We start from the raw sequence: 26,557 nt of genomic DNA on the forward strand, positions 1-26,557 counted from the left end.
CATCAGACGATGTACTCACCGGCGAAGCGCTCTCCCGCACGCCGGCTCCGGCGCGCCACCGCGGCGGAGGCCGCTAGAGCACGCCCTCCTCGATCTCCTGGCGGGCCTCGTGCTCGGCGGCGAGCGCCGCTGCGACCTCGCGCAGCGTCGGTCCGTTGAACAGGCGCCTCAGAGGCAACATGATGGCGTGGCGCTGATTCACGGCCTCGATGAAGCGCGTCGCGAGGAGGCTGTCGCCGCCCAGCTGGAAGAAGCTCTGATGGCGGCCGACGCTGGCGACGGCCAGGAGCTCGCTCCAGAGCGCCGCGACGGCATGCTCCCATTCGCCCTGCGGGGGCTCGACCTCCCGGGCGTCGGGTTCGGCTTCCGCCGAGATCATCCTGACGATCTCGGCATGATTGACCTTGCCGTTCGCGCTGAGCGGCAGCTGGGCCAGCACCACGATCCTCTCTGGCACCATGTGGATCGGCAGGCTCATGGTGACATGGTCGCGCAGCTGCTCCGCGCTGAGCTCCGCGGCGGCGTCCGGGCGGTGGCCATTCAGGCCGTCGACCGCCGCGCCTCGCGCTTCCTCCGCGGCAGCGGGGACCACCGCGGCGGCGAGGCGCCCGGAGGCCGCCACGGCCACCGCATTCCGCACGCCGGGGTGCGACCGCAGAGCGGCTTCCACCTCGCCGAGCTCGATGCGATGCCCACGGATCTTGACCTGCGTGTCGGTGCGGCCGAGGAACTCCAGCGCGCCGTCGGGCCAGTAACGCCCGACGTCGCCGGTGCGATACCACCGCGCGCCGTCTCCGACGAACTTGCGAGCCGTCAGATCCGGCGCGGCGCAGTAACCGCGCGCCACCCCGAGACCGCCGATCCACAGCTCGCCCGGCACCCAGTCCGGACAGTCGCGGCCGTGCGCGTCCACCACGCGGAAGAGCTGGTTGCGCAAGGGATAGCCATAGGGGATCGAACGCCACGACGGCTGGACCCCATCCACCTCGAAGAAGTTGGACCAGATCGAGGCCTCGGTGGCGCCGCCGAGCGCGATGAACCGACATCCCGGCCGCTGCGCGGCGAGCCGCCCGGGCAGATCCGTCCTGATCCAGTCGCCCGAGACGAGCGCCAGGCGGATGGCGCCCGGCGGCTCCGCCTCGCTGCCGACGATGAGCAGCATGTCGAGCAAGGTCGGAACGCTGTTCCAGATCGTCACCTCATGCCGACACACCAGCTCATGCCAGCGCCTCGCATCGCGCCGCGATTCCTCCTCGATCAAGACCAGCGAGCCGCCGGCGGACAGCAGACCGAAGATATCGTAGACGGACAGATCGAAATCCAGCGCAGACACGGCCAGGACGCGGTCTTCCGCGCCGACGCCGAAGCGTTGATTGATGTCCAGCACCGTGTTCAGCGCGGCGCGATGGGTGATTTCAACGCCCTTCGGCTCGCCGGTCGATCCGGAGGTGAAGATGATGTAAGCCAGCTGCTCGGCGTCGATCGCCGCCGGGCTCGGCGCGGGCGCGGACGCCATCGCCTGTCCGAACACACACGGACGAACGCCCTCCGGCCAGCACCTCGGCTCCGGGCCGGTGACGACGACGCGGACCCCTGCCTGGCCCAGCATCCTGTCGCGGCGCGCGTCGGGTTGATCCACCCCGACCGGCAGGTAGGCGGCTCCGGCCGCCAGCACGCCCAGCACCGCGGCGATCTGATCGGGCCCCTTGGGCAGGTTCACGGCGACGACATCGCCTGTCGCCACGCCTTGCTCGGCCAGCGCGGCCGAGAGGCGCAGCGCGCGCGACGCGAGCTCGCCGTAGCTCATCACCTCGGCCTCGCCCCAGCGCAATGCGATCCGCCGCGGCTGCTCGCGCGCCAGGTCGAAGAACGCGCGGTGCAGGCTCTGCCGTGGGCTCTCTCCGGCGGTCGCGTTGACGAGCGCGCGCACGCGCCGCTGCGGCTCGGGCAGGAGATCGGGCGCGGGCAGGTGCCATTCGGAGCTGCTCAGCCAGCTCAGCTCGCGCAGGTACGCGTCGAACATCGTGGCGATCAGGCCTTCCGGGAACAGGTCCTCGACAACGTCCCAGTTCAGGGCGATGCCGCCCTCGGCCTCGATCACCTGATGGTCGAGCCACACCTGCGGGGTCTGCGTCAGGCCCCACACCTGCTTCCTGAAAGGGCCGCTGGCCGGCGCGGCGGTGCCGCCGGGGACGCCGAGGGCGCTCGTGAACACCACCGGCATGGTCACGCTCGGCGCGCCGCTCAGCCTTCCCAGCTCGCGAACGAGCGAGATGCTCGAGACGTCGCGATGGTCGAGCGCGTCGCCCAGCTCCTGCTGGACGCGCCGGGCCCGCGTCACCCAGCTCTCGCCGGCGGCGGGCCGGTATCCGACCAGCGTGAGCGACGTGAAATCGCCCATGACCGTGTGGATGTCGGGATGCACCTCGCGGCGATCGAAGAGCGTCAGGTTGAGCGTGAGGTCGGGGCGGCTGCACCAGCGGCTGAGCACCTCGGCGAACGCCGTGAGCAGGACCGTGGACGGCGTGATGCCGTGCTCGCCTGCGCGCTCGACGATGCGGCGCCATCGGCTCGCGTCGACGCTGCCCTCGTGGCGCGTGAAGCGCGGGCGCCCCACCTCGGCCGGATCTCGGGCGAGCGGCAGCTGCGGCGCCGGCGGCAGCTCTGGCAGCTTCTTCGCCCAGTACGCCCGCGCGGCGGCGAGCGCCTCCGATCCCGGCGTGCACGTCAGCACGTAGTCGCGGAAGGACAGCCCGACCGGCGGCAAAGCAGCGTCGGGAGCCTCGTAGAGCGCGGTGAGCTCCGAGTAGAAGGTGAGGATGCTGAGCGCGTCGAGGATGAGGTTGTCGAGGCTGATGCCGAGGCGCGTCCTGTCGCCCGACCGCACCGCCCGCATGCCGAACAGCGGCCAGCGGGTCGGATCGAAGACCCAGTGTGAGCAGTCGCGCCGCAGCGCCTCGTACGCCTGAGCCGGGTCCTCGCCGGCGTCGACGACCTCTATCGTGAACCGCGGCACGTCCGCGAGGATGCGTTGCTGGCCCTGCTCATCGAAGACGGCGCGCAGCATCTCGTGCCGCCGCACCAGGACGTTGACGGCCGCCTCCAGCCGCGACACGTCGAGATCGACGACGTCGTACTCGCGGTAGAACTGGCAGGCGACGCCCCCGAGCGTGAAGCTCTCGTCTCGACCCAGCCAGTAGGCCCGCTGCACCTCGGTCGGCGGGAAGGGCTGATGGCGGTTCTCCGGATCGGCGACCAGGGCCGGCAGCGCCGGAGCGCCCGCGCCGAGCGACAACGTGGCAGCGAACTCGGCCAGCGTCGGACGGGCGAACAGATCGGCCAGCTTGACGCCGTCGAGTCCGACCTCGCGCAGCCGGCGCACCAGGCGTGTCGCCAGGAGGGAGTCGCCGCCCGCGGAGAAGAAGTTGTCCTCGCGGCCCACCTCCGGCACCTTGAGCAGCTCGGCCCAGACCCCGGCGACCCGGCGTTCCACCTCGCCGACCGGCGCGGTCACGGTCGCCTTGGCCTGAAGGGCCATGGTGTTCACCGCTCGCTGCAAGGCGTTGCGATCGATCTTGCCGTTGGGCGTGAGCGGCAAGCTCCTGCAGCGCCACAGGTGATCCGGCACCATCACGGCGGGGAGGCGGTTCACCAGGAACTCGCGCAGATCCGCGAGCTCCGGCGGCGGTTGCCGCAGATCGATGATCTCGCCTGCCTCAGGCACATCGATCCCCGGATCCTCCGAGGTGATGGCCACATAGAGCCCACGTTCACCCAGCACCGCGACGGCCTGGCTGACGCCGGGATAACCCCCGACCGCGGCCTCGATCTCGCCGAGCTCGATGCGGTGCCCGCGCAGCTTCACCTGGAAGTCGGCGCGCCCGAGGAACTCCACGCTGCCGTCGGCCCAGTAACGCGCGCGGTCGCCGGTGCGGTACCAGCGCGTCCCGTCCGCCTGGAGAAACTTGTTCGCCGTTTTCTCTCGGTCGCCACGGTAGCCGCGGGCCACGCCGGCGCCGCCGATCCACAGCTCGCCCGGGACGAAGTCCGGACAGTCGCGCCCCAGAGGATCGACGACGCGCAGCTGCACGTTGCCGAGGGGCTTGCCATACGGCACCGACTTCCAGTGCGGAGGCACCTCCGTGACCTCGCAGATCGTGGAGTGGATCGCGGTCTCGGTGGTGCCGCCCAGCGCGATGAAGCGGCAGCGCGGAGCGCGCTGCGCAAGGCGGCCCGGCAGATCGAGGGTCACCCAGTCACCGCCCAGGAGCACCGCGCGGAGCGCCAGCGGACCGGGACCGTCGCCGGCCGCAGCGAGCGTGATATCGAGCAGGGCAGGCACGCAGTTGAGGACGGTCACGCGATGGCTGCGCAGCAGCTCGACCCAGACCGCTGCGTCGCGACGCGCCCACTCCTCGACGCAGACAACGGCGCCGCCGGCCGACAGCGGCGCGAAGATGTCGTACACCGACAGATCGAACTCGAGCGCGGACAGCGCGAGCGTCCGGTCGGTCGCGCCCAGCGAAAGGCGCTGGTTCAGATCATCGATGGTGTTCATCGCCGCGGCGTGCGTGATCTCCACGCCTTTCGGCTCGCCCGTCGAACCGGAGGTGAACAGGATGTAGGCGAGATCCGAGTCCGCGCCGGCCAGCGGCTCCGCCAGCGGCGCCTGCCCCTCCGGGACGTCATCGAGCACGAGGGCGGCGCCGGCAGCGTCGAGGATGCGCTGACGGCGCAGCGCGGGTTGATCCACGCTGATCGGAAGGTACGTGGCGCCGGCGGCCAGCACGCCCAGCACGGCGACGATCTGGCTCGGCCCCTTGGGCAGCTGGATCGCCACCACGTCACCTGCGCTCACGCCGTGCTCCCGCAGGTAGCCCGCCACGCGCAGCGCGCGCTGCCGGAGCTCCCCGTACGAGATCCTGCCGCCTTCGCCCCACAAGAGAGCAGGCGCCTCCGGCTGTCGCTTCGCGAGCTCGAAGAAGCCGTCGTGCAGGCGCTTGCCCGAGACTGCTGTCCTGGTGGCGTTCGCGGCGACGCGCACCTTCAGCTGCTCTCCCGGGAGCAGCGCGGGCACAGGCTGCCGCCAGGCTTCCTCGTGCGCCAGCAGGCGCTCCAGCAGGCGGCCGTGCGCGTCGAACATCGCGTCCAGCACGCCCGGCGCAAACGCGTCTTCACGCGCATCCAGGTTGACAAGCAGGCCGCCGTCGAGCTCCGTGACCTGCGCGTCCAGCCACACCTGCGGCCCCTGGGAGATGATCCAGGACGCCCTCCCGAAGCGCTGCTTCACCACCTCCGGAAACAGCTCGCCCAGGCCGAGCGCGCTCGTGTACACGACAGGCGCCAGCACCTGCTCGCCTCGCTGCCGGGAAAGGTCGCGCAGCACCTCGACGCCCGAATACCCCACGTGCTCCGCGTCTGCATGGAACTGGGCCTGCAGGCGCTGCGCGCGTTCAGCGAAGGTGCCGGGGGCCGCGCCGTCCCAGGCCAGGAGCACCGAGGAGGTGAAGTCGCCCACCAGCATCCCGACGTCCGGGTGCAAGGGCTCGCGGTCGAACATCGGCAGGTTCATCAAGAACCGCGGCTCCGCGCTCCAGGCGGTCAGCGTCTCGGCGAAGACCGCTGCCATCGCCATGGCCGGCGTGAGGCCGTGGCGCGCCGCCAGAGACGCGAAGGCGCGCACCTGCTCCGGAGCGAGCCAGCGATGGCGCCGCACCACCGTCGTGGCGCCCACGTTCACGTGGTAGGGAGCGGCGGGCAGCTCCGGCGCAGCGGGAAGGTCGTTCAAGCGAGCTTGCCAGTACGCTCGGTCGGCGTTCCGCGACCGCTGGCCCTTGACGCTCGCGCGGCTGGCCTCGCGTTCCGCCAGGTAGCGCGGATAGCTCGTGTTGATCGGGGGCAGCGGCTGCGAGCCGGCATAGAGGTGCGCCAGGTCGGCCAGCAGCACCCGCAGGCTGAGCGCGTCGGCGGCCACCATGTCGAGGTTCACATGCAGGCGCGTGCCGCCCGCGCGGATCGCGTCCGGCAGGAGCGAGATCTGGAGTTCGAACACCTCGCCGGCAGCCAGATCCAGCGTCCGATGCGACAGCGTCCGGCGCAGCTCGGCGAGCGCCTCTTGCGCCGCCTCGGCCGACAGGGCACGCAGATCGTGAACTTTCAGCCCACGCCCGCGGCTGTCGGGCAGGATCTGCTGGCGGCCATCGCTCAGGATCTTCACGCGCAGCATGCCGTGCCGCCCGAGCAGCGCCCGTACGGCAGATTCCAGCCGCGCGGGGTCGACCCCCTCGCCATCGAACTCGTTGTAGAAGTGCGCGGCGACGCCGCCCAGCTGCTGGCCTTGCTCGCGGCCGACCCAGTACGCGTGCTGCATCAGCGCGAGCTCGAAGGGCGCTGCCTCGTCGATCGTGGCCGCGGCGGGCGAACGCTCGTCGCGTTCGCCCTTGGTACAGCTTCGCTCTCCTATCAGCGCCTTCCAGGCGGACACCCGCGGGTTCGCCGCGAGCTCGGCGAAGTCGATCTCGATGCCTTGCCGCCGCCACCTGCCGGCGAGGCGCATCATCGTGATCGAGTCCATCCCGAGCTCGATCAGGTTGCTGTCTTCACGGACGGTCTCGGCCACCACGCCGAGCACGCTCGCGACCGTCTCCCTCAGATCCGAAGAGGCGACTTCGTCGTGCATTCGCTGTGTCTGTTCGTGCATTGGCTGACTCGTGAGAAGGCAAGCTCAAGTCCGGAACACCATGTCCCCTGCGCCACACCGCCTAGCTGGCGAACTCCGACGGCACCAGGTGGCGCGCCACGCTCTGGAGCTTCTCGCAGGTCTCCTCCAGCTCTCGCTCGGGCGTCGACTCCGCGACGATCCCGGCGCCCGCGCGCAGCCAGACGCTGCTCCCCCGCTGGAAGATCGTCCGCAGCACGAGCGCCGCATCCATCGCTCCGTCGTGGTCCAGCGTCAGGACCGCGCCCGAGTAGAGGCCCCGGCTCTCCGCTTCGTGCCTCCGGATCCAGTCGACCGCCTCCCTCTTGGGGATCCCCGACGCGGTGATGGCGGGGAACAGCACCTGGAACGCCGTCCAGGCCGTGTTGCCCGTCTCGAGCATGCCCGAGAGCCGTGAGGCGAGGTGCTGAACGGTGCCGCGGCGGGATATCCCCATGAACTCGTTCACGGTCACGCTCCCCTGCTTGCAGACCCGGCTGAGCTCCTCGAACGCCAGCTTCACGGACATCGCGTGCTCCGCCAGCTCCTTCGAATTGCTGAGCAGCTCGGCCCGCAAGCGCGCGTTTTCATTGTCGTCCGAGACGAGCGCCCGGGTCCCGGCGAGCGGCTGCGTCATCACCTGCCCTCCGGCGGTCACCTCGAGCACGGTCTCCGGGCTGAACCCGGCGAACTTCAGATCGCGGCAGTTGACGACGAACGATCGGGCCGGGGTGTTCTGTCGCCGCCCGGCGACGTACGTCGCGATGAGATCGACGGGCGCGGCGACCGGGACGACGCGCGACGCGATGACCTTGTGGAGCTTGCGCGCCGCGATCTCGGTCGTCGCCGCGGCCACCAGCTCCTTGTACTTCGCCGCGCCGGTCGTCTCGAGCAGCCTCGCGGGGAGCACCTCCGGCGACGGGACGAGGGGGAGAACGGCGACGTCGGTCATCTCGCGCGCCTCGCGCCGGTTCGAGGAGGCGAGGACGTCCACCATCCTCTCGAGCTCGTCCGAGGTCAGCGCTCGAACCAGCGCCGTGCCGCGCTGGAGGCGGATCTCGACCTCCGGGATGGTCAGGTGAAGCAGGGGCTCTGTGCCGAGGTTCGCCTCGATGCCGTGCAGCAGGTACGCGAACTCGAACGAAGCCGTGCCGTACGCGCGCCAGCCACGGAGCGGGATCGACGCGAGCGCCGCCTCGACCGCGGCGAGGCAGTCCCCGCCGGGACAGCTCTGCTTTCCTGTCGCGTCGATGCGGTGCACGCCGTGTACGTCTGCAGTGAGCTCGAAGGCCGCGCCGAGGGCGACGCTCCACTCGCCGTCGCGCTCGTACACGAAGTACGTCGCGTGCGAGCCCGACCTGGCGAGCGCCGCCGCGAGGTCGATGGGGTCTGCGCCGATCGAGACGCGGCGCTCGAAGTAGTGCCGTTGATGAGACATGTTCATGCTCGCCCCGCACGTGAGTGATGCCGTCCCGGGCTGCCTGCGCCTCGATTTCTTCGAGGGGAGCGAAAGATGGCACATCCACCCTGTCGCTCCGCATCGCTTCTGTTGTTCTTACATAAAAGTTGCTTTTGCAACACAGGTCACCTCTGGTACGAGAGGCCGCAACCGAGATGTCAGTCGCAGGAGAAGCACGTGAGCTCTTCAGCCCGCGTCCCGCTCGCTACGCGCAGTGTTCCAGGCGCGAGCCACGGTCGCGCCCCCGCTTCGTGCTCGGGTGGCGAGCCTTCGAATCGGGAACAGGCGTCACGGTAAACACGTCGACCGAGCGGCAGATGGTCGAAGCGTTCCTCTTCGCGCGCCTTCCAGCATCGACCCGCGGGCCCTGCGAGGGTTCGCAGGCCTATGCGGTCGCACCCCATCCAGACGAGATTCTCGTCACGACATGACAATACGGCAGCGCCCGCCCCCCGCGATCTGCGGGTCGGAGCTCACGCCGACCTGTCATGGACAGCTATCGCAAATGTACCCCTCCCGGCTCGCGACGCCATGCCCGTGGAGCGTGGCCTCGCGAGCGCCGATAGGCACGACGCTGAGTCGCCTACATATTGAAGCTGCGTACTCCATGCATATACATACCAATTGCATCAGCGTCAAGCGGGGCGGACGGCGAATTCGTGCGGCGGACACGATCGCTCCCCGGAGGCGCCTTCGCGCATAATTTGAGCGGATCTGGAGGGATTCGACCTCTCAGATCACAATCGAAAGTCTAACGAAATAGGTCGACGATGCGCTCGTCAGGCGCCTCCCTACTCAGCGCTCGCCAGCGCAGCCAACGAGTCCTCCATGCCGCAGCGAAACATGTTCGTTGCACAGCCCTCATCCTCGTGACGCCCGAGGATGTGCAGGCGCGGCGAGGGCTCGCGCCATCAATGGGGGCCTGCCTTCCACGCGTTGTCCCGCGGCGAGCGTTCGAATGACGGCCACGCGTCGAAGACGACGAACTGGACATCGCTCTCCAATCTTGCCGGCACGCGGGTCACGCGCGCCGGCGTCTCCTCGTCGTGGAAGCGTTGAACGATCTCGAACGAGCTGGAGACGGGCCGCCAGCCCCCCCCCTCCCACCGCGAGCGCTCGCCGCGAACCTCCAGCGCGCCGCCGTCGGCGATCGCGACCGTCACATCCGAGGCCGAAGGGGGACCCAGGAGGCGGTCGGCCATGATCGGGCCTGCTGCTCGCGCGAGCGCGCCTCGGACCGGTTCTCCGGAGCGCACCATGTCGGCGACCCGCGTCGCTGCGCGCAGCGCCTCGGCGTCTCCGATGGCCTGCGCCCATGCGAGGGTCTCCAGCGGAGCGTACGCCATGACCCAGCTGGCCGCGCCGTCATCGGCCAGACCCGACACGGGCGCGTCGAGGGCGCCGAGCGCATCCGCGACGTCATCGCTGCGGCGATCCAGGAGCGCGAGCCAGGCGTCACCGCCATCGGACCGCCGCACGCATTCGAGCCCGATCCACCCCGCGACGCCGTTGATGAGCCACCGCGCCCCCGGCTCCGCGCGCAGATCGGCGCGGTCCGCGAGCGAGCGCGCGGCGAGCGCCTCGGCCACCGCAGCCCGCCGCTTCAGGCGTCCGGCGCCGGACGCGGCCACGTCCCAGCCGTCCCCTTCCGGCAGCCACAGGACCGCGCCGTGCGCCCGGATCTCGCCGAGGTCGCGCGGCGCCTGCACGACCGTCGTCACCTCCGGGACGGCCCCGAGCCGCGCGTGAACACACTCGCCCATCGCCTGGACGTCCTCCAGTACCTCGCGCGCCGTACCGGAGCGCGACGGGCCATGCCACGCCGTGAGGCCCTCCTGCCGCAGCTGTCTCGGCTCCGCCCCCCTGGGCAGCCACGCCACGGCGAAGTCGAGGCCTTGTGTCGTGCTCCCCTCGACAGGCGTGCTCACGCCTTGCTCGGAGAACGACACCGACCAGCGCCACCGTCCCGCCGGCGCCACGGCGAGGGCGGGCACCAGCGCATTCCTGTCGAGCGCGCCGGGGCGCTCCGCGAGCCCCAGCTCGCGGCGTGTGGACGGAGATCGCAGCGCTCGCTCTCCGTCGTGCCCGAGCCGCGGGACGAGATCGGCCGCGCGCGCCCACACGCCGGAGCCGTCCAGCCACGGCGCCTCCCCCTCTGCGAACCAGCGGGGCGACGCGATCGTGATCTCGAGCTCGACGTCGCACCCGCTCTGCGCGCAGCTGCCCAGATCGACCATGAAGTGCTCGTTCGCCGTGACGACCTCACGAGGGGAGCCGTCGACCTGGGCGCTGTCGATGTCCATCCCGGTGCGCAGGCTCCCGTGCAGCTTCGCCGCGCTGGCCCGCACTCCCCGCAGCGTCCAGCGGACGTGGGCGGTGCGCGCGGACGGCGCGATCTTCGCCTCGACCTCGCCGCCCTCCACGGAGAACGCCGACGCTTCCGGCCAGAAACGGGCTTCCCAGGCCGCGTCGCCGGCGTTCTCCTCGCTCTTCGATGCGAAGCCGCTCTGCACAACGATCTGCTCGTGCAAGATCGTCGATGAGCAAGCGATCACAAAGAGGCTGAGGGCCGCCAGGGCTCCCGCGCCCTGGGCGAGCTGCCGCGCTGCCCCGCGCCATCGATCGATCATCCTCAGGGCCGTGCCGCGCGGGTAGGCGAGCCACGCCAGGGCCACGGCGAGGCCGACGCAGCCGAGCTTCAGGATGCCCATCTCGAGCACCGGCACGAGCCACGGAGACCACCCCGAAAGCTCGGAGAGGGCGACATGCACCGGGATCCCCAGCTGCGCGGGTGGATACGAGACGATGTCGATCTCGTGATTCACGAGCGCGATGAACGCAGCCAGCATCGATGCGGCGTACCCCGTACCGGGCGAACGCACGAGCGCGTGGACGAGGAACGTGATCGCGCCGAGCTCCAGCAGGGCGGGCGCGGCGACGAGCGCGTTCACGAGCAGCGCATTCCACGGCTCGAAGCTCGAAGGGTGGGTGAGACCTGTCACGATCCACGCCGAGAGCGTCGGCGCCAGGGCCATGACCGTCGTCAACAGGAGGGCGGCGACGGCGCGGCCAACCACGCGTGTGCCGAGCGGCGCCAGCGTCGCGTCGATCATCTCGTCGAACCCGGATTGCTGATCTCGACGAGCGAGCGCTCCCACGAACCCCGCCACGGCGAACACGGAGAACACGTAACAAAGGCGGATGAGGAACGGCGCGAGCAGCGCAGGCCGTGGGACCAGCGGCCCCTCGGCGTGCCCGATCACATGGTAGAAGGCGCCTGCCACGTTCATGAGGGTCCAGAGCGCGACCGCGGTACGGAACGCCCACCCTCGGGTCGTCAGCGAGAGGTGCCAGCGCGCCTCGGACAGCGTCGCGCGGAGCCAGGATGGCGCCGTGATCGGCGGCAGCGCCGCGACGGCGGGCACGCCGGGCGCGGCGGCACGAAAGGTCGCCTCGCCGCTCGGCGACGGCTTGCCGGTCCGCCCGAGCACGAGCGCCTCGCGCCCGTGCCGCACGAGCGCGAACGCCAGGATGGCGAGGGGGACCAGGGTCCAGAGGAGCCGATTGACGAGGAGCGGCGCGGTCATGGCCAGCTGCGCCGTCGCCTTTTCGTGCGGCGTCCAGCGCTTCGTCTGCGCCTCCGCCTCCCCGAAGCCGCTCACGTCGACCACGGTCGCGATGTCCGTGTGCAGGTCACCGCCCCGCAGGACGATCATGGCCACCATCCAGATCAAGATGACCACCGCCGCCACGGCGAACGGCCCGGCCGTGCTCCGGGTCCGGAGCGCCGCGGTCAGGTAGAGCGCCCCGAGGCCGATGGCCGACGGCACCACGAAGAGCGCCCACGACGACGCGATCGCCAGGATCGGCGTGGGCCCGACCGCCTCTTCGGGGAACACCCCGAGCGCGGCGAGCCCGGGGACGAGCAGAAACCCGAGCGAGCTCGCCGAGCCCAGGATGCAAGCGAGCCCGACCGCGCCGATGTAGCGCGAGATCAGCAGCCCGCGAAGCGACACGGGCGCGGAGAGCACCAGCTCGTGGAGCCCCGCCGCGCGATCCCGCGTGACGACCTGCGCGAAGATCCACGCCCACGCGAAGATGAGCCAGAACGATTGCCCGGAGGTCATCAGGAAGACCACATGCGGGCTGTTGCGCGCGACGTCTGCCCCGCCCATGTCGCGCAGGTACTCCGCGCTCGAGAGCATGATGAACAGATAGCCGACGAGGCCGACGAACATGAGCGGGACGAGCGAGGTACGCAGCCCCGCCCGCAGCTCGTGCCACGCCTCGACGACATAGGTGCGCGCGGAGCTCATGCGGCCTCCGCCTGTCGCGACTCGGCCAGCAGGTAATGATAGGCATCGTCGAGCTTGGGCGCGTGAGCGACGAAGCCGTCGCCGGGCGACACATCGCGCACCACGACGGCGCGGGTGCCGCTCGGCGTGGGCGAGACGTTCAGCGCGTCGTCGGGGATCGGCTCGCCCCGCGCGTACGTCCGGGTCCAGAGGCGGCCCGCGAGCGGCGCGGTCAGCTCGGCCGGCGCTCCCTCGGCGACCACGCGCCCCCGGTTGACGATCGACAGCCGCCCGCAGAGGTTCTCCACGTCGTCCACGATGTGCGTCGAGAGCAACACGACGGCCTCCGCGGCGACCTCCGCGAGCACGCGATGAAAGTGGTTGCGCTCGGCCGGATCGAGGCCCGCGGTCGGCTCGTCCACGATGAGGAGCTGCGGAGATCCCACGAGCGCGAGCGCGATGCCGAACCGCCGCAGCATGCCCCCGGAGTACGTCGCTACCTCGCGGTGGCCGACGTCGCTCAGGTTGACGCGCGCGAGCAGCGTCGAGATCTCCGCGTCGCGCTCGCGCCGGTCCGTGCGCCCCTTCAGCCATGCGAATCGCTCGAGCAGCGACCGCCCCGTCACCCCCGGGTACGCGCCGATCTGCTGCGGGAGGTACCCGAGGCGGCGGCGGAGGCGGTCAGGAGACGCAATGACGTCGATCCCGTTGAACGTGATCGTCCCCGCGTCCGGCGTCTGGAGCGTGGCGAGGGTGCGCATCAGCGTGCTCTTGCCCGCGCCGTTTGGACCGAGGAGCCCGTAGAGCCCCGGTCCGACGTTCAGGTGGACGCCGTTCAGCGCTCGAACGCCGTTGGCGTACGTCTTCGTCAACCCCTTCACGATCAGCCCGTTCGAGTTGGACATGGGATCCCTCCGCATCTTGTTCAGCGCACGCGCAAGACGCTCCACGTGACGCCAGGCATCGTCAGCGCGCGCGCGGGCGCGCCGTCTCCGGTCGTCCGCACCAGCGTGGTCGACTCGAAGCCTGTCGTTGACTCGTTCTCGTAGGCTTGTTCGTCCACCTCGAATACCTTGATGCCGCCGGCGAGCGGCTGGCGATCGAGGCGCTCGGCCGATCCTGGATCGTCGAGCTGGATGCGCCACGTCTGCCAGTCCTGCGCCGCGTACGCCTCCAGATGGGTGGCGTCGGCGCCGGGCGAGAAGCTGCCGGTGTCCAGCACGCGCACGTACGCCACGCCGTCGGAGCCAGGGACCAGGCCGCCGGTCGGTCCGCCGGTCACGTCGTTGAGCGCCACGACGTCGGTGTCGAGCTCGTCCTGGCCCGCGGCCATGCGCGCCATGCACGGCGCAGGAGCTCTCGCCGGGTCGGCCATGAAGACCGAGGCGACATAGGGATCGGACGAAAAATAGATGTCTCCGCCCGGCGCCTTCACCGTGTTGAGGAGGCCTCCGCAAGGGGCGGCCTTCACCTCGAACGAGCCGTCGGCCGGATCGAAGAAGAGGATCTTCGACTCGCTGGCCACGCGATCGTACGCCGCGCTCACGCCGTACAGCGGAGCGACGAGCCGGCCGCCGTGCTCACGAAAATTGGGCTCCCCGACGAACGTGTAGTCCGCGGCGTCGATCTGCGCGTCCGACACGTCGATGCGCCGGGTGATCTCCATGGCGGCGAGATCGAGCTCGAGCGCCTGCCCCGAGACGAGGTCGAAGAGGAACCCTCGGTCCGGGCCGTCGAACACCATCTTCTCCGCGAGGAGGACGGAGACCCCGGCTCCGCCGAGCCCGAGCCGAGCGTCGAGCTCCGGTTTGCCGGCGACCACCCTGTATTTCGAGACGGTGAGATCTTCGGAGCTCACGAGATAGAACACCTCGGTTCGCGGGACTCCCCAGATAGAGCCTCTCCCGGGGAGCTCGAGGGCCTCGTCCAGGCGGACGGCCCCTCCGCTCAGGTCGTCGACCACCCAGACGAACACGGAGCTGTTCGTGAAGTCGGTGTCCTCGATGCGGCTGACGAGGGCATAGCGGGGACCGCCGTCGTCCGGCGCCTCGACGCCGCTCTCCCCGGGGTCGCTGCCGCAACCAGCCATGAGCGGCAGGGACAAGAGGCACGCCATCGCGACTGGCCATCGCGCGCGCCCCTTCACGTTCACGCATCGCTCCGTGAGCCGCCGCAGCCGCGGCCCTTGCTCGCCGCGCCGGGCGCTCGAGCGTGCGGCGGCCTCGACCTCGAGGAGCCTGGCAGTACCTGAAGAGTTCATCTCTCGCTTCCTTTCTCGCGTCGGGCTTCGCTAGGGCGCGCCTGTGGATCGCGAATGTCGCGTGAACCTCACGCGGATGGGCGGCGACGTCGCCGTGATGAGCCGGCCTCCCTCGTCGGCGGCGGGCAGGAATCGCTGCCTGCGGGCGCACGCGAGCGACATCTGGCCGAATCCGTATCCCGGGTCCGAGAGGAGCTCCGCCGAGGCGACGGTGCCATCCGAACGAACGACCGTGCGAATGACCACCGTTTGCTCGTCCACCGAGAGCGCGTCCGCTTCGCGCGGCCAGGGGCAATTCCATTCCCGCGCGGGCTGCCCGACGGGCCTCGCGCGCGAGGGGCCTCCCTGCCGGCGCTCCGGAGGAGCGCTCGGGTCCACACGCGCGGCGTTCACCGCCTGCGCGCTCGTCCCCGCAGAGGAGGTGACACCGCCGGCATACCGCTCTCCGCGTCCAACGGCGATGTCGAACCCGGTGAAATCGAGCGGCGCAGCCGCGTTTTCCGCCAGGGCGACCTGCCCTGCCTGCGCGGGCGGTGGAGGCGCGGAGGGCGCGTCAGGCGCCCGAGGAGCGGCAGGAGCGGCCGCGCGCGCGGGGGAGCGCTCGGCGGCCCTGGGCGCCGGAGCTTCCGCTTGTGGCGAGGGGCTCGGTGGCGACGGCGGTGGGGCCAGATCGACCACGTGCTCGACCTGCAGCGGCGGGCGAGCCTCGCTGCGGCTCGCCGCCGTGTCGTCCGGTCCCAGGCGGAGCGCGATGATCCCGACCGTGCCCTGCATGACGGCCGCCGGCATGAGCGCGAGCACGAGCGCTCGGGCCGAATGTTCCTTGACGGCTCCCAGGACGATCCCGGCCGTGCTGTCGGCCGCGAATGCGCGGGCCCGTCCCCTCGCGCGCCGGGGCTGGACGTGGGCGCGCGCCGCGTCGAGGACGATGCCGGCGACGCTCTCGGGGTGGAATTCCGATTTAATCATTGGTGGCCCGTCCTCTCCGCCGCATGGGCCTCGGCCTCCGGGCGGACGGCGCCGAAGGCGACACGCGCGATCCCCGCGGCTTTCAGCGTGTCGAGCACCGTCATCACGCGGCCGTGCGAGGCGGCGCGGTCGGCCTGGATCACGGCCCGGAGCTGCGGATCGCGCGACAGGGCCGCCCGCGCGCGCTCGCGGAGCGCCGCATCGTCGATCGCGGCCCCGTCGACCTGCACGGGCCCCTCCGCGGGCAGCACCACGCTCAGCACCGCCTGGACCTCTTCGCTCTGCGACGCGTGCGGCAGATCCAGCGGGACGGCGGGGGCGACGACGATCTTCGCGGTGACGATGAAGATGATCAAGAGGACCAGCGTGATGTCGACGAGCGGCGTCACGTTGATCCCTTCGATGATCCCGCCGCGGCGGGATCTCGCGCTCTGTCCGGCGCTCGCCATGACTAGGCCGCCTCCGGGCGGGACGCCTCGCCGTTCATCGGCTCGTCGATCGAAGCTCCGCCATGGGCCGCGCGCGCGGGCTCGACACGAGAGGACGGATACGCGGCCTCTCCGGTCGCCAGGTAGGCGAGCACAAGGTTCGAGAGCGTCTCGGCGTCGTCGAGCATCGCGGCGATCCGGCGCTGCAGGTAGTTGTAAGCGGCCACCGCCGGCAGCGCGACGCCGATGCCCACGGCCGTCGCCACGAGCGCCTCCGCGATCGCCGCCATGACCGCGGCGGAGGCGACCTGGCTCGCAGCCCCGCCGCCCGCCGCCCCCGTGGCCTGACCGAGCTGCTCGAACGCCAGGATCACGCCGATGACGGTGCCAAAGAGCCCGACGAAGGGCGCGTTGTTGCCGAGGGTCCCGAGGTACGCGAGCCGAGCCTCGAGCGCCTTCCGCTCGGCGGCCATCGCGCTCTGCATCCCCCTGTCCGCCGCTGCCGACCCGCGCTGCGCGAGCCTCAGGCCCGCGCGGGCGACGATCGCCCCGACCGACCGCATCGGCCGGAGCGCGTCGAGCGCGGCGGCGACCGAGCCGTTCGACAGGTGGGCGTCGAGCTCGGCGGCGAGCGCGCGCACGTCGTCGTCCTTCGAGCGGAAGTAGAGCCAGCGCTCGATCGCGATGGCGATGCTGCCCGCCGAGAGCGCGAACAGGAGCCACAGGACCCAGGACGCGCCGGACTGAACGAGCAGGTTCTTGACGGCTACAACGGTGTACATCTCATCTCCTCGGGTTCGTGTGCTCCGCGAGCCGCAGGGCCTGTTGGTTCGTCGCGTGGCCGTTCATCCCATCACCTGCCTCTCGAGCTCAGAGCTCCGCCGTGGTCTTGACGTAGAAGCTCCTTCCCGGGCGCGGCGTGCCGAAGAAGTCGAACACACCCTCATCCGTGAGGTTCTGCATCTCGAGCGTCGTGCTCAGGCTCGCGCTGCCGCGCCGGACGACGTACCCGAGCCCGGCCGAGTGCACGAGCTGCGAGGGGATCACCTGCTTGGACTCACGCCGTCCGAGGCTCTCCCAGGTGCGGAAGTACTCGTGTACGTAGCGGCTGTTCCACGTGAGCGCGACCTCGTCCTCCGCGGCGAAGACGCGGCGAAACAGGAGGCGCGCTGTGCCGTTGGCGAAGAGGTACGGGCGGTTCGGGATGCGATCTCCCTCGAAGGCGCCGAACGCCCCCTCGCTCGAGGTGTTGCGGAGATCGAGGTAGGTGACGTTGCCGTCGAGCGCGAGGTGCTCCCCGGGCGAGGTCCATCCGGCGGAGCCTTCGACGCCGAGCGACCGCGCGCCGTGGACGTTCTCGTAGCTCTGGTCCCGATCGTTGCCGAGGAGCACGATCAGCCGGTCCGCCGCGCGCAGGAAGCCATTGCCCGTCGCGCGAAAGGCGCCCGCCGGCGTCTCGCGGGCGTCGAGGGTGAACCCGAGGTTGGCGTTGTGGCTGATCTCGGGATCGAGCCCGAGGTTGGCCGCGATGAACGTGTTGTCGCCGAAGACCTCGTCGGGACTGGGCAGCCGCGTCGCCCACTCGTAGGACGCCTTCCCGTAGAGCCAGGGCGTGACCCTGTACCGGAGCGCGTCGCCGATACCGAAGCGGTGGGTGCTCCCGTCGCGGTCGCGCGCAAGATCACCGGCGACCGAGCCCTCGCTCGCGACGCGCTGCACGTACTGCTTGACGAACAGGAGATTATCGAGCCGGTCCTCGAGCAGGTCGAGGTCGTACTCGAGGCCGTTCACCAGCGCGAGCACGCTGCGCCGATCGGCGAGCGGATCGGGGCTATCTGGATCGCCTTGCCGGCGCTCATCCCCCGTCCGTGTCACGTAGGTGGGCGCGACGGCCAGGCGGACGGCGTGCGACGGCCGGATGCGCCATTCCACGTTGAGGCGCGCGAAGGCGGAATGGTCCCGGAAGACCTGGTCGTGTGGGACAGCGTCCGTCTCGCCAGGCTCGCTCTCGCTGTCCTCGGGGTCGCAGCGTCCCATCCAGTCGTAGTCGCAGGTCGCGACGTCGAGGAAGCGCCCTCGGACGTACGCATAGCCGCCCACCGCGTCGAGCGACACGCCGCGCCCCAGCGGCTGTTCATAACGAAGGTTCACGCCTGCCGACGTCTCTCCGTACGTCACGCCGCCGTACGGGACCCTCATGACGAGCCTGTGCTGGTACTCCTTGTCGTAGTCGGTCATGAAGGCGCGCAGGCGCAAGCGCCGCGCCCACGGCCGATCGACGACCCCGAGCTCCACGTGGCCTCCCGCGCTGCGGTACGCGTCGTGAAAGCGGTAGACGCGCGCGGGCGAGAAGCGCCCGCGCTCGTCCTCGACCTCGAGTTCGACCGGGTAGTCGTTCTTCGCGTAATCGAAGAAGCCGCTCGCGCGGGCGAACAAGCCGCTCGGCCTGTGCAGGTGGCTGCCGGCGAGCGCCGCTCGGTGGGTGTCGAACGAGCCCACCTCGTAGGACGCGCCGGCGCGCGACGCGCAGAGGTCCTGATCGGTGATCAGGTCGACTGCCCCGCCGAGGGCGTCGGCGCCGAGGCGCACCGGGACCACGCCGCTGTAGATCTCGACGCGCTCGACGAGGCCTACCGGCACATTGGAGACGCCGAAGGGATAGCCGGCCAGATCGAGCGGCACGCCGTCGAGGAAGAACCGCACCTGATCGCCCGTCAGCCCGTTCAGCGAGAAGCGCGTGGCCGAGCCGAGGCCTCCCTCGCGGCGCACGCCGACCCCCTGCGTGCGCGCGAGCACCTCGCCCATGTCCGAGGACTCCCGCTTTATGCGGTCCGTCTCGACGACCGTCACGGCCTCGGCCGACTGCCGGCGCCGCTCGGCTTCCGACGGCCCGCGCACGGTCACCTCGATCGGGGCCTCCTCGCCGGATGGCACGAGCCGCAAGGCGATCTCGGCGACCTGCGCTCCGGCGATCTCGGTCTCGACCTCGGCCCGGCCGACGCCGCTCGCCTCGGCGATCACGACGCAGGGCCCGGGCGCGAGGCCCTCGAGCTGGAAGCGGCCCTCGCCGTCGGTGCGCGTTCGCTCGGCCCTGCCATCCTGGTGCCGCACGAGCACCTCGGCGCCGGCGACGCCGTGGGAGCTCGCGCCGGGCAAGAGCACGCGCCCGCGGAGCGCGCCGCTCGCAGGCGCCTTCGGGAGGTGAAACTCGTAGGCGTAGAGGATCCGGGAGGCGACCGGGGTATCCCCCCGTCGCGCAGGCGAAAACAGGAAGCGCTGCGCTGCGGCCTGCGCCGCCTCGTCGAAGCCGTGCCCCGCGGCTTGCGCCACGTCCGCCGCCGACACCCGCCCGTCCGCCTCGATGCTGAGCCTCAGCACGACGGTCCCCTCCCGGCCTTGCGCGAGAGCGGCCGCCGGGTAATCGGCCTCGACGAACGAGGTGAGGACCGGCGGGTGATTCTCCGGCGCCTGTCGGGGTTCATCCGCGGCGCCCGGAGGCGCTTCGCCGTCCGGCGCGGCGTCCCGGGCCGGCTCCGCCGGCGAGACCGCGCCGGCGTCCTGCGCGTGCGCGGCCCCGCCCGCGAGAAGCGCTCCGGCCGCGACAAAAGCGGCGGCGCCGGCGCTCCTTCGCGCCCGGGACGGGCGCGCTGGGCCTCGACGCACGGGAGCCTCGGTGTTCATGCGGCGACATGTATAGCAACCCGAAATCTGTTGCAACAGTTTTGCATGTGCACCCAGGATGCCGTGCATGGCCGCGCGCGCGGCGATCCGCGCGGGTTCTCTGGGCGGGCAAGGGAGAAGGGGACATCGCGCGTCGGGAGAGCGCCGCGCGCGGGGGTCGGCCGGTGCGTGCTGCTGCCTGGCGGTCACCGGGTGATCGCCGCGGGCCGGCGGGAGATCTCGGAGGCCGGGCCGGGCTCAGCCGGCGGGCGCTTCCCTCAGCGCGGCGCTCGTCTCCACGTCGCGCCCGTCGAGCCTGCGAAACTCTCGATTCACCATGACGAGCACGAGGAGGAACATCGCGACGTCGATCGCCGTGGTCCCCCAGTAGACCCCGCTCACCCCGACGAGCCTCGGGAGGAGCCACATCAAGGGGATGAAGAGCACCACCTGCCTCAGGAGGGCGACCACGCTCGCGAGCTTCGCCCTCTCCAGGCAGGGGAACAGCACCAGCGCGTTGAAGACATACGGCAGGAGGGGCAGCACGGCGATGTAGATCCGGAAATCGAGCAGCTGCTGCGCGGTGAACTCGGACCCCGGCAGCAGGAAGCCGAGGACCGCGCTCGGGGCGAGCATCATCGCGAGCCAGAACGGAAGGACGAACGCGACCCCGGCGAGCCCGAAGAGGCTGAATGCCCGCTTCACCCTGACGTAGCGCTGCGCCCCGTAGTTGATCCCTTCCACCGGCTGCAAGGCGCGCATCAGCCCGAGCATCGGGGTCAGCATGAACAGGAAGAGGCGGTTGCAGGCGGCGTAGAAGGCGACGTCGCTCTCCGTGCCCTGGCCCGAGACCGCGTTGTAGACGACGACGTTCTGGGCGATGCCCATGATGGTCAAGATCATGCCCGGCATGCCCAGGGAGACGATCTGCTTCCGGATCGCCGGATCGACGCGGATCGTGCGCCAGGCCGTGTCGAACGAGGCGCGCCCCCTCGCGAAATACAGGAGCCCCACGACCGAGTACACGAGCATCGCCGCGTTGGTGGCCCACGCCGCGCCTTGCACGCCCCAGCCGAACGTGTGGATGAACAGCGGCTTCAGGAGGACATCCACCAGCAGGCCGAGGGAGATCATCCACGCCGCCGTCTTCATCTTGCCTTCGCCGCGCACCGTCATGTTCACGGCCAGGCCGTGAACCCAGAACACCGAGCCGAGCGCCGTCACCTTGAAGTACTCGGTGCCGTACGCGAGGATCTCCCCGGTGCCGCCCATCATGCGCACCAGCGGCTCAGCGAACACGTAGGCGAGCACGGTGTAAGGCAAGCTGAGGAGCAGCGACAGCCCGTTCACGCTGCCCAGCAGGCTGTGGAGCTTGCTCTTGTCGCCGGCGCCCAGGTAGATGCTGAGCGCCGTGCCCGCGCCCGTCCCGACCAGGCTGCCGAGGCCGAGCGTCATCTGGGACAAGGGGTAGGCGATGCCGACGCCGGCCAGGGCGCTCTTGTTCATCAGCTGGCCCACGAACACGGCGTCCAGGAAGGCGTTGAGCCCGTAGAGCACCATGGCCAGCACCGCCGGCCACGAGAGCTCCCACATCACTCTCGTCAGCTTCCCCTCGAGGATGAACTGCTTCTGCGTGTCTCTATCGTTCATGGCACAGATCTCCGTCGATTCGTCTCATCGACTCCACACGGCTGAAACCGCGCCGCCCTCCACGCGCGCGACGACAACGCAGCTGGAAGAAATCTGTTTTCATGACGTCCCCACATCGAGAGCGCAGACGTGAGCGTCCGCAGGCGCCAGGGTGCCCGCGAAGCCACCTCCTCGGACGAACGCGATCCGACAGGCAGCCCCAGGGCACACCGCGCCCCTGCTCCTCCCTCTCCAGCGTGCTTGCTCCCTACCTAGCATACGCGCTGGCGCAGATGCAATTGATTTTTATTTTCATCGCACGATGCGACCTGCGGGAGCAGCATTTCGACCGCGATCTGGAGGGATTTTCTGCCGATCGGCCGCGGAGCGCGCGGCGGTCTGCCCCCGTTGCCCGAGGGCGATCGCGGGGCCCCGGCGTCACGCCGCGCGACGATCCTCGGCCCCGGGTGCGCGCCGTAGTACATAGCCACGAGCACATCCCTGGAAGGAGCGCGCGATGGCAAAGCTCATGGTCTTCGAGATGTTCTCCAAGTCGGATATCGAGGCGCTGCTCGACGCCGGCGTCATCGTCAACCTCGCGTTCGACGCGTCGCACCCGAAGCGGGAGAAGACGGTCCACCTCGAGCTGCTCATCGACGCCACCCAGGAGGCGATCCTGCGGCTCAGGAGCCGCCACAACGAGACGTACATCAAGCTGAAGGGCGCGCTGATGCAGGGCGAGGGCACCTACAAGCTCGAGTGCCACACCTTCGATCAGGACATCGTCGACAGCTCGCCGAAGTCCTATGAGATCCGTCAGAACCGCGCGATCGTGCGGTACGGCGACGCCGGCACCGTCATCCAGGACATCGGCTGGTGGTGAGCGCCGACGCGGGGTGGCCGGCCGGCGCCGCAATCGGTGGCCGCCTCCGTCTCAAGGAAGCGAATGCCGCTTCAGCGTGGCCCACCCGATCTCGGGGCTCCCCCAGGTCATGCCGCCGCCCTCCGTGGTGCACAGCGTCACCTCTGCGCCGTTTGCGCAGCTCGAGTACGTCGAGCAACCGTCGCTGCCCGCCGCGCTCGGTGATCCCGTGCATCGGTTCAGCTCGGCCCACCTCTCGAAGGTTCCCACGGCGCCGAGGAAGGTGATGTTCGCGCCGTTCGGCGCCTGCTGGGCCCCGCCCTCGTAAGGCACCAGCAAGTCCGCGGTACCCCGGAACGAGATCTCGGTCACCGGCCGCGACGGCTGGCAGGGCTGCTCCGACGCGGCCAGAAGGTCGAACGCGCTGGGAGCGACCGCGGCAAAGACGTCCGCGGCGTTGCAGGCCAGGTGGTAGGCCATCCCGCCGCCGTTCGCGACGCCGACGGCATAGACCCGCTTGACGTCGACACACGCCTCCTTCTGGACCTTCTGGACCACGGCACGCGCGAACCCCACGTCGTCGACGTCGCGCGACGTCGTGCAACACGGACCGATGTTCCACGCGCCGTCGATGCCCTGCGGCCACGCGACGATGAATCCCTCGGCCTCGGCGAGCTCGCGGTACCCCGAGGCCTCGGCCTCCTCCGCCGGGGTCCCGCCCAGCGTATGGTAATCGAGCACCAGCGGCATGGCGCTCGCGCCCGTGTAGCTCGCGGGGAGGCGAACGACGTAGCTTCGGGTGGTGTCCCCGACCGTCACCGTGCGGTCGTTGTCGCCGGGCGAAAGCGTGGTCGCCGGGCAGGCGGTCGCCGTCTCGCCATCGCCGGGCGTCCGGCAGAAGCCGCCCTGGCAGCGGAACGGCGCGCCGAGCGGCTCGCAGTCGGCGTCGCCGCTGCAGGAGATATCGCAGAACGCAGCGCTCTCGGCCGCGTCGCAGGCCGCCTCGGTAGGCCGCTCCGCCACGGCCACGCACTCGGCGCCGGAGACGAGCGCCGTACACTCGCGGGCGACCGAGCAGGCGCGCGTGCAGACGCCGCAGATGCAGGAGAGACCGTCCGCGCAGCTGGCATCACAGCTCCTGAGAAAGTTGGTCTCGCTCCCGGTCTGAGGCCCGATGTCCCTGCAGGCCGAGCCGAGGAGCGCCCCGCCCGTCATGCTCGCGATGAGGCACGCCGTCACGACCACCCTAGATCTCATCGCCGCCCCCGCTGTCCTGCTGGATCAAGCACTGTCCGATGTACAGAACGACCTGCGTGTACCTGTCCGGCCTCTCGTGCGCCGCGTTGAAGGCCTCGACCTGCTCGCGCAGCTCGACCAGCTGGGCACGCAGGCGCCCCAGCGTCTCGTAAGCCCGCTGCTCGTGCGGATGACCGGGCCACAGGTCGAGGGTATAGGTGCTCCCCCCGACGCGGTCGCCGAGGCCGGGCGCGGAGCGATCCTCGCGCAGCCGGCACAGGATGGTCTTCACCATCGCCTGGAAGTGATCGAAGATCGCCGCCTCCCACCCCACAGGCGAGCCCAGCAGCACGTAGAGGCTCCCGGCGCTGTACGTCGCGCCCGCGCCCTCCCCGGTCCGCTCGACGCGCGCCGATTCCACGAGGCGCCCCAGGGCGGCGTCGAGCTCCGCGCGCTCGATGTGCGTCCGCTGCAGCAGCTCGTCGCGCGCGAGCGGGCCTTCCCGATAGATGATCGCCCAGACGAGCTCGTCCACGCCTTCGCCGGAGCGGAGCGCGCGCAGCGCGCCCAGCTCGTCGTCGGACACCGCGCGATACACCACCTGAGCCCCCTGCCCCGCCTGGAAGATCAAGCGGCTCTCGCAGAGGTCGAAGAGCACCCCGCGGAGCAGGACGTCGTCCTCGCCGGCGAACGCCCTCAAGATCTCGGCCCGCGGCGTGATGCCCCGGCGGCGGATGTGGTCCAGCACGGCTTCCCACAGCGAACGGCCGCGCTCGACCGAGCTCTCCGTGATCCGCCGGACGCGGCGCTGATAGGTCCGGAGCCCCATGCCGAACATGTCGGCGCCCACCTTGCGGCTGACTCCCTGCCGCTCGAGCTCGGTGACCAGGTCCTGGAACACCTGGTCTGCGAGCTGGGCCAGAGGGGCACGCCAGCCGCCCGAGGTCGCCAGCTGGGCGATGAGGACGGTGGTCTGACGAACGATGGCATGAATCAGCTCTACCGTCATAAATTGATAAGTATCGACGAGAAGCCTCGTTGCGCGCCACAGAGTAACGCCACACAGGCCAGCGGGGGGAGTGACAAATCCGACACCCCCCGGGCGTGGGGAGGGCGACGAGCCGCGGACTCATCGAGCCGCTCGACCTCGGGTCTCCCTCAACCCACGCACCGTCAGCACCAGCTCCTCCAGCGTGTCGACGATGCGGTCGGCGCCCGCAGCCTCCAGCTCCGCGCGCGACCCATAGCCCCACGTCACCCCGATCGCCACGAGGCCGTGCGCCTTGGCGCCGAGGACATCGTGTTCGCGGTCGCCGATCATGCAGGCGTCGGCGGGGGTGAGCGACTCGCGCTCCAGGGCGTGCGCGATGAGCTCGGCCTTGGTCGAGCGCTCGCCGGACAGCTCGGCGCCGTAGACGCGGGGCACGTGCGAGCGAAGGCCGAAGTGGTCGACGATGCGCTCGGCATAGACGGCCGCCTTGCTGGTGACGAGGCAGAGGCCGTGGCCCGCCTGGCAGAGCTGCGCGAGCGCCTCTGGCACACCGGCATACACACTGTTCTCGAACAGGCCGAGCGTGCCGAAGCGCTCGCGATAGACGCGCACGGCCTCCTCGATACGGACGCTGTCGCGCGTCGCCAGGATCTCGGCGAACGCCTCGCGCAGCGGCGGACCGATGAAGCGGCGCACCTCGGCGAGGCCGATCGAGCCGTGCCCGAGCACATGGGCCGCGTGCACGAAGCAGGCGGCGATGCCAGGGGCCGGATCCGTCAAGGTGCCGTCGAGATCGAGAAACAACGTACGCATGGCGGCGCACGTAGGGCACCGAAGGGGGCGACGGCAAGGGTCGCGAACTGGCACAGACGCCAGGTCAGACCGAACGGAACTTTTCGGTGACGCTCCCCTCGGAGAGTGGGCATCGTGATGGCTCTCCAAGTCGACGAGCGGGGATGACAAATCTGTCCAAGGGGGGTGACGGCGATCTCGCCGTCTATTCACGCGGGTCGCAGCGGCAATAGAACAAGGAGGGTCGGACGCGAGCCGAGAGTCTCCGCAGGTCCTGACCAGCGCCCCCTAACAGAAGGTGACGACGATGAATTATCCTGTTCTTTCCTCCCGATTGGTGGTCCGTTGCGCTCTTGGGATGGCCGTGCTCAGCCTCGGAGCTTGCGCTTCCGAAGTTGACCCGAACGACGGTTCGGAGTCGGAGAGCACAGCAACCGGAGGGACGACGGGCACCGGCGCTTCCACGACCGGAAGCTCGGCGAGCGGGGGCCCAGCTGCTGGAAGCTCCAGCTCTGCCGGAGCGACAACGGGGACGACCGGCGCGGGAGGAGCCCCGAGCGGCAGTACCAGCGGCGCTTCCGGCACCGGCGGAGGCGGCACCGGCGGCGCAGACCCGAGCGGACCGGCGTCGGTGAGCAGCACGAGCGCGGGCGGCGATCCCGGGACGGGCGGCGGGGATGACGGCCTGCCTCCGACAGGCGAGAACTCGGTTGCGTACACCGGCTGCTCGATGGCCAACAACATCGGCACTGGCTACAAGCGCGTCGGCGGCAAGGTCATGTGGAACGCGGACAACTATCAAACGGGCGCCATGGTGGTCCAGAACTGGACCAACCCGAACAGCTCTTCCTGGCAGCTCTTCGACCGGAAGATGCAGTCGATCGGCGGGAAAGACGTCGTCAAAGCCATCATGGTCCAGATCTGCATCCTGTCGCAGCGGGCGACCGACAAGGAGCTCCGTGACATGGTCAACGCGGCGCGCCAGCACGTCAACCCGGGCACGCATATCTACATCGTGGGCCAGCCGGTCTACAATGCAGGGCACGATTGCTTCATCGCAGGAGCGGGCGGCGCCGATTGGACGGACATGAAGGCACAGGAGCTGGCCAAGGACGCGACCATCAACGAGAACATGAGCTACCTCGGGAAGTTCATCCTCAACAACGACGCGGGCGAGGTCAGCGACGGCTGCCACGCCAGCAGCCCGAAGGGCGAGAACGTGCTGGGAGAGCAGGCGAAGGCGTTCTTCGGGGGCTGATCGGAGCACAGGCCCAGCGAG

General features: G+C 70.3%; 15 protein-coding genes. 2 read left to right on the forward strand and 13 right to left on the reverse strand.

The window, feature by feature from the left end:
- Window positions 1-73 precede the first annotated feature (73 nt).
- The 10 genes from WME82_RS40115 to WME82_RS40160 all read right to left on the reverse strand — a co-directional run bounded on the left by WME82_RS40115 (window position 74) and on the right by WME82_RS40160 (window position 21,418).
- Window positions 74-6,679, reverse strand: coding sequence for an amino acid adenylation domain-containing protein (locus WME82_RS40115; protein WP_438039618.1), 6,606 nt, complete (start codon window positions 6,677-6,679; stop codon window positions 74-76).
- 82 nt (window positions 6,680-6,761) lie between these two features.
- Window positions 6,762-8,135 carry a salicylate synthase gene (locus tag WME82_RS40120; protein ID WP_438039619.1) on the reverse strand — a complete coding sequence of 458 codons (1,374 nt, stop codon included), beginning with the start codon at window positions 8,133-8,135 and terminating at the stop codon, window positions 6,762-6,764.
- A gap of 932 nt (window positions 8,136-9,067) precedes the next feature.
- On the reverse strand, window positions 9,068-12,472 hold the full coding sequence (locus WME82_RS40125; RefSeq protein WP_438039620.1) for an ABC transporter permease: 3,405 nt from the start codon (window positions 12,470-12,472) through the stop codon (window positions 9,068-9,070).
- Window positions 12,469-13,356: an ABC transporter ATP-binding protein gene (locus tag WME82_RS40130; protein ID WP_272102574.1), complete on the reverse strand. Its 888-nt coding sequence runs from the start codon at window positions 13,354-13,356 to the stop codon at window positions 12,469-12,471. The genes WME82_RS40125 and WME82_RS40130 overlap by 4 nt, the downstream gene beginning before the upstream one ends.
- A 20-nt stretch (window positions 13,357-13,376) precedes the next feature.
- A complete protein-coding gene (locus WME82_RS40135) occupies window positions 13,377-14,711 on the reverse strand; it encodes a hypothetical protein (RefSeq protein WP_438039621.1) in 1,335 nt (444 codons plus the stop codon).
- 30 nt (window positions 14,712-14,741) lie between these two features.
- The gene (locus WME82_RS40140) at window positions 14,742-15,680 is read right to left on the reverse strand and encodes a ferric siderophore ABC transporter substrate-binding protein (protein WP_438039622.1); all 939 of its coding nucleotides are present in this window, start codon (window positions 15,678-15,680) and stop codon (window positions 14,742-14,744) included.
- On the reverse strand, window positions 15,677-16,129 hold the full coding sequence (locus WME82_RS40145; protein WP_437913193.1) for an ExbD/TolR family protein: 453 nt from the start codon (window positions 16,127-16,129) through the stop codon (window positions 15,677-15,679). The genes WME82_RS40140 and WME82_RS40145 overlap by 4 nt, the downstream gene beginning before the upstream one ends.
- Before the next feature lie 2 nt (window positions 16,130-16,131).
- A complete protein-coding gene (locus tag WME82_RS40150) occupies window positions 16,132-16,890 on the reverse strand; it encodes a MotA/TolQ/ExbB proton channel family protein (protein WP_438039623.1) in 759 nt (252 codons plus the stop codon).
- A gap of 88 nt (window positions 16,891-16,978) precedes the next feature.
- Window positions 16,979-19,789 (reverse strand): TonB-dependent siderophore myxochelin receptor MxcH, encoded by a 2,811-nt coding sequence (gene mxcH, locus WME82_RS40155; protein ID WP_438039624.1) that lies wholly within the window; start codon window positions 19,787-19,789, stop codon window positions 16,979-16,981.
- A 237-nt stretch (window positions 19,790-20,026) separates the two neighbouring features.
- Window positions 20,027-21,418, reverse strand: a complete 1,392-nt coding sequence (locus WME82_RS40160) for an MATE family efflux transporter (RefSeq protein WP_438039625.1) — start codon at window positions 21,416-21,418, stop codon at window positions 20,027-20,029.
- 496 nt (window positions 21,419-21,914) lie between these two features.
- On the opposite strand from WME82_RS40160, the gene WME82_RS40165 reads away from it, so the two are divergent.
- Window positions 21,915-22,280, forward strand: coding sequence for a hypothetical protein (locus WME82_RS40165; RefSeq protein WP_437741826.1), 366 nt, complete (start codon window positions 21,915-21,917; stop codon window positions 22,278-22,280).
- A 51-nt stretch (window positions 22,281-22,331) separates the two neighbouring features.
- Here WME82_RS40165 and WME82_RS40170 read toward each other — a convergent pair whose 3' ends face one another.
- The 3 genes from WME82_RS40170 to WME82_RS40180 all read right to left on the reverse strand — a co-directional run bounded on the left by WME82_RS40170 (window position 22,332) and on the right by WME82_RS40180 (window position 25,299).
- Window positions 22,332-23,516, reverse strand: coding sequence for an alpha/beta hydrolase family esterase (locus tag WME82_RS40170; RefSeq protein WP_438039626.1), 1,185 nt, complete (start codon window positions 23,514-23,516; stop codon window positions 22,332-22,334).
- Entirely contained in the window at window positions 23,506-24,504 is a 999-nt protein-coding gene (locus WME82_RS40175; RefSeq protein WP_437526370.1) for a hypothetical protein, read from the reverse strand. Before WME82_RS40175 ends, WME82_RS40170 begins: the two co-directional genes overlap by 11 nt.
- A 120-nt stretch (window positions 24,505-24,624) precedes the next feature.
- Window positions 24,625-25,299, reverse strand: a complete 675-nt coding sequence (locus WME82_RS40180) for an HAD hydrolase-like protein (protein WP_438039627.1) — start codon at window positions 25,297-25,299, stop codon at window positions 24,625-24,627.
- Between the two features lie 610 nt (window positions 25,300-25,909).
- Here WME82_RS40180 and WME82_RS40185 point away from each other — a divergent pair.
- Entirely contained in the window at window positions 25,910-26,536 is a 627-nt protein-coding gene (locus tag WME82_RS40185; protein WP_438039628.1) for a hypothetical protein, read from the forward strand.
- Window positions 26,537-26,557: the final 21 nt, after the last annotated feature.

Source organism: Sorangium sp. So ce128, assembly GCF_051525245.1.
Taxonomy (GTDB): Bacteria; Myxococcota_A; Polyangia; order Polyangiales; family Polyangiaceae; genus Sorangium; species Sorangium cellulosum_B.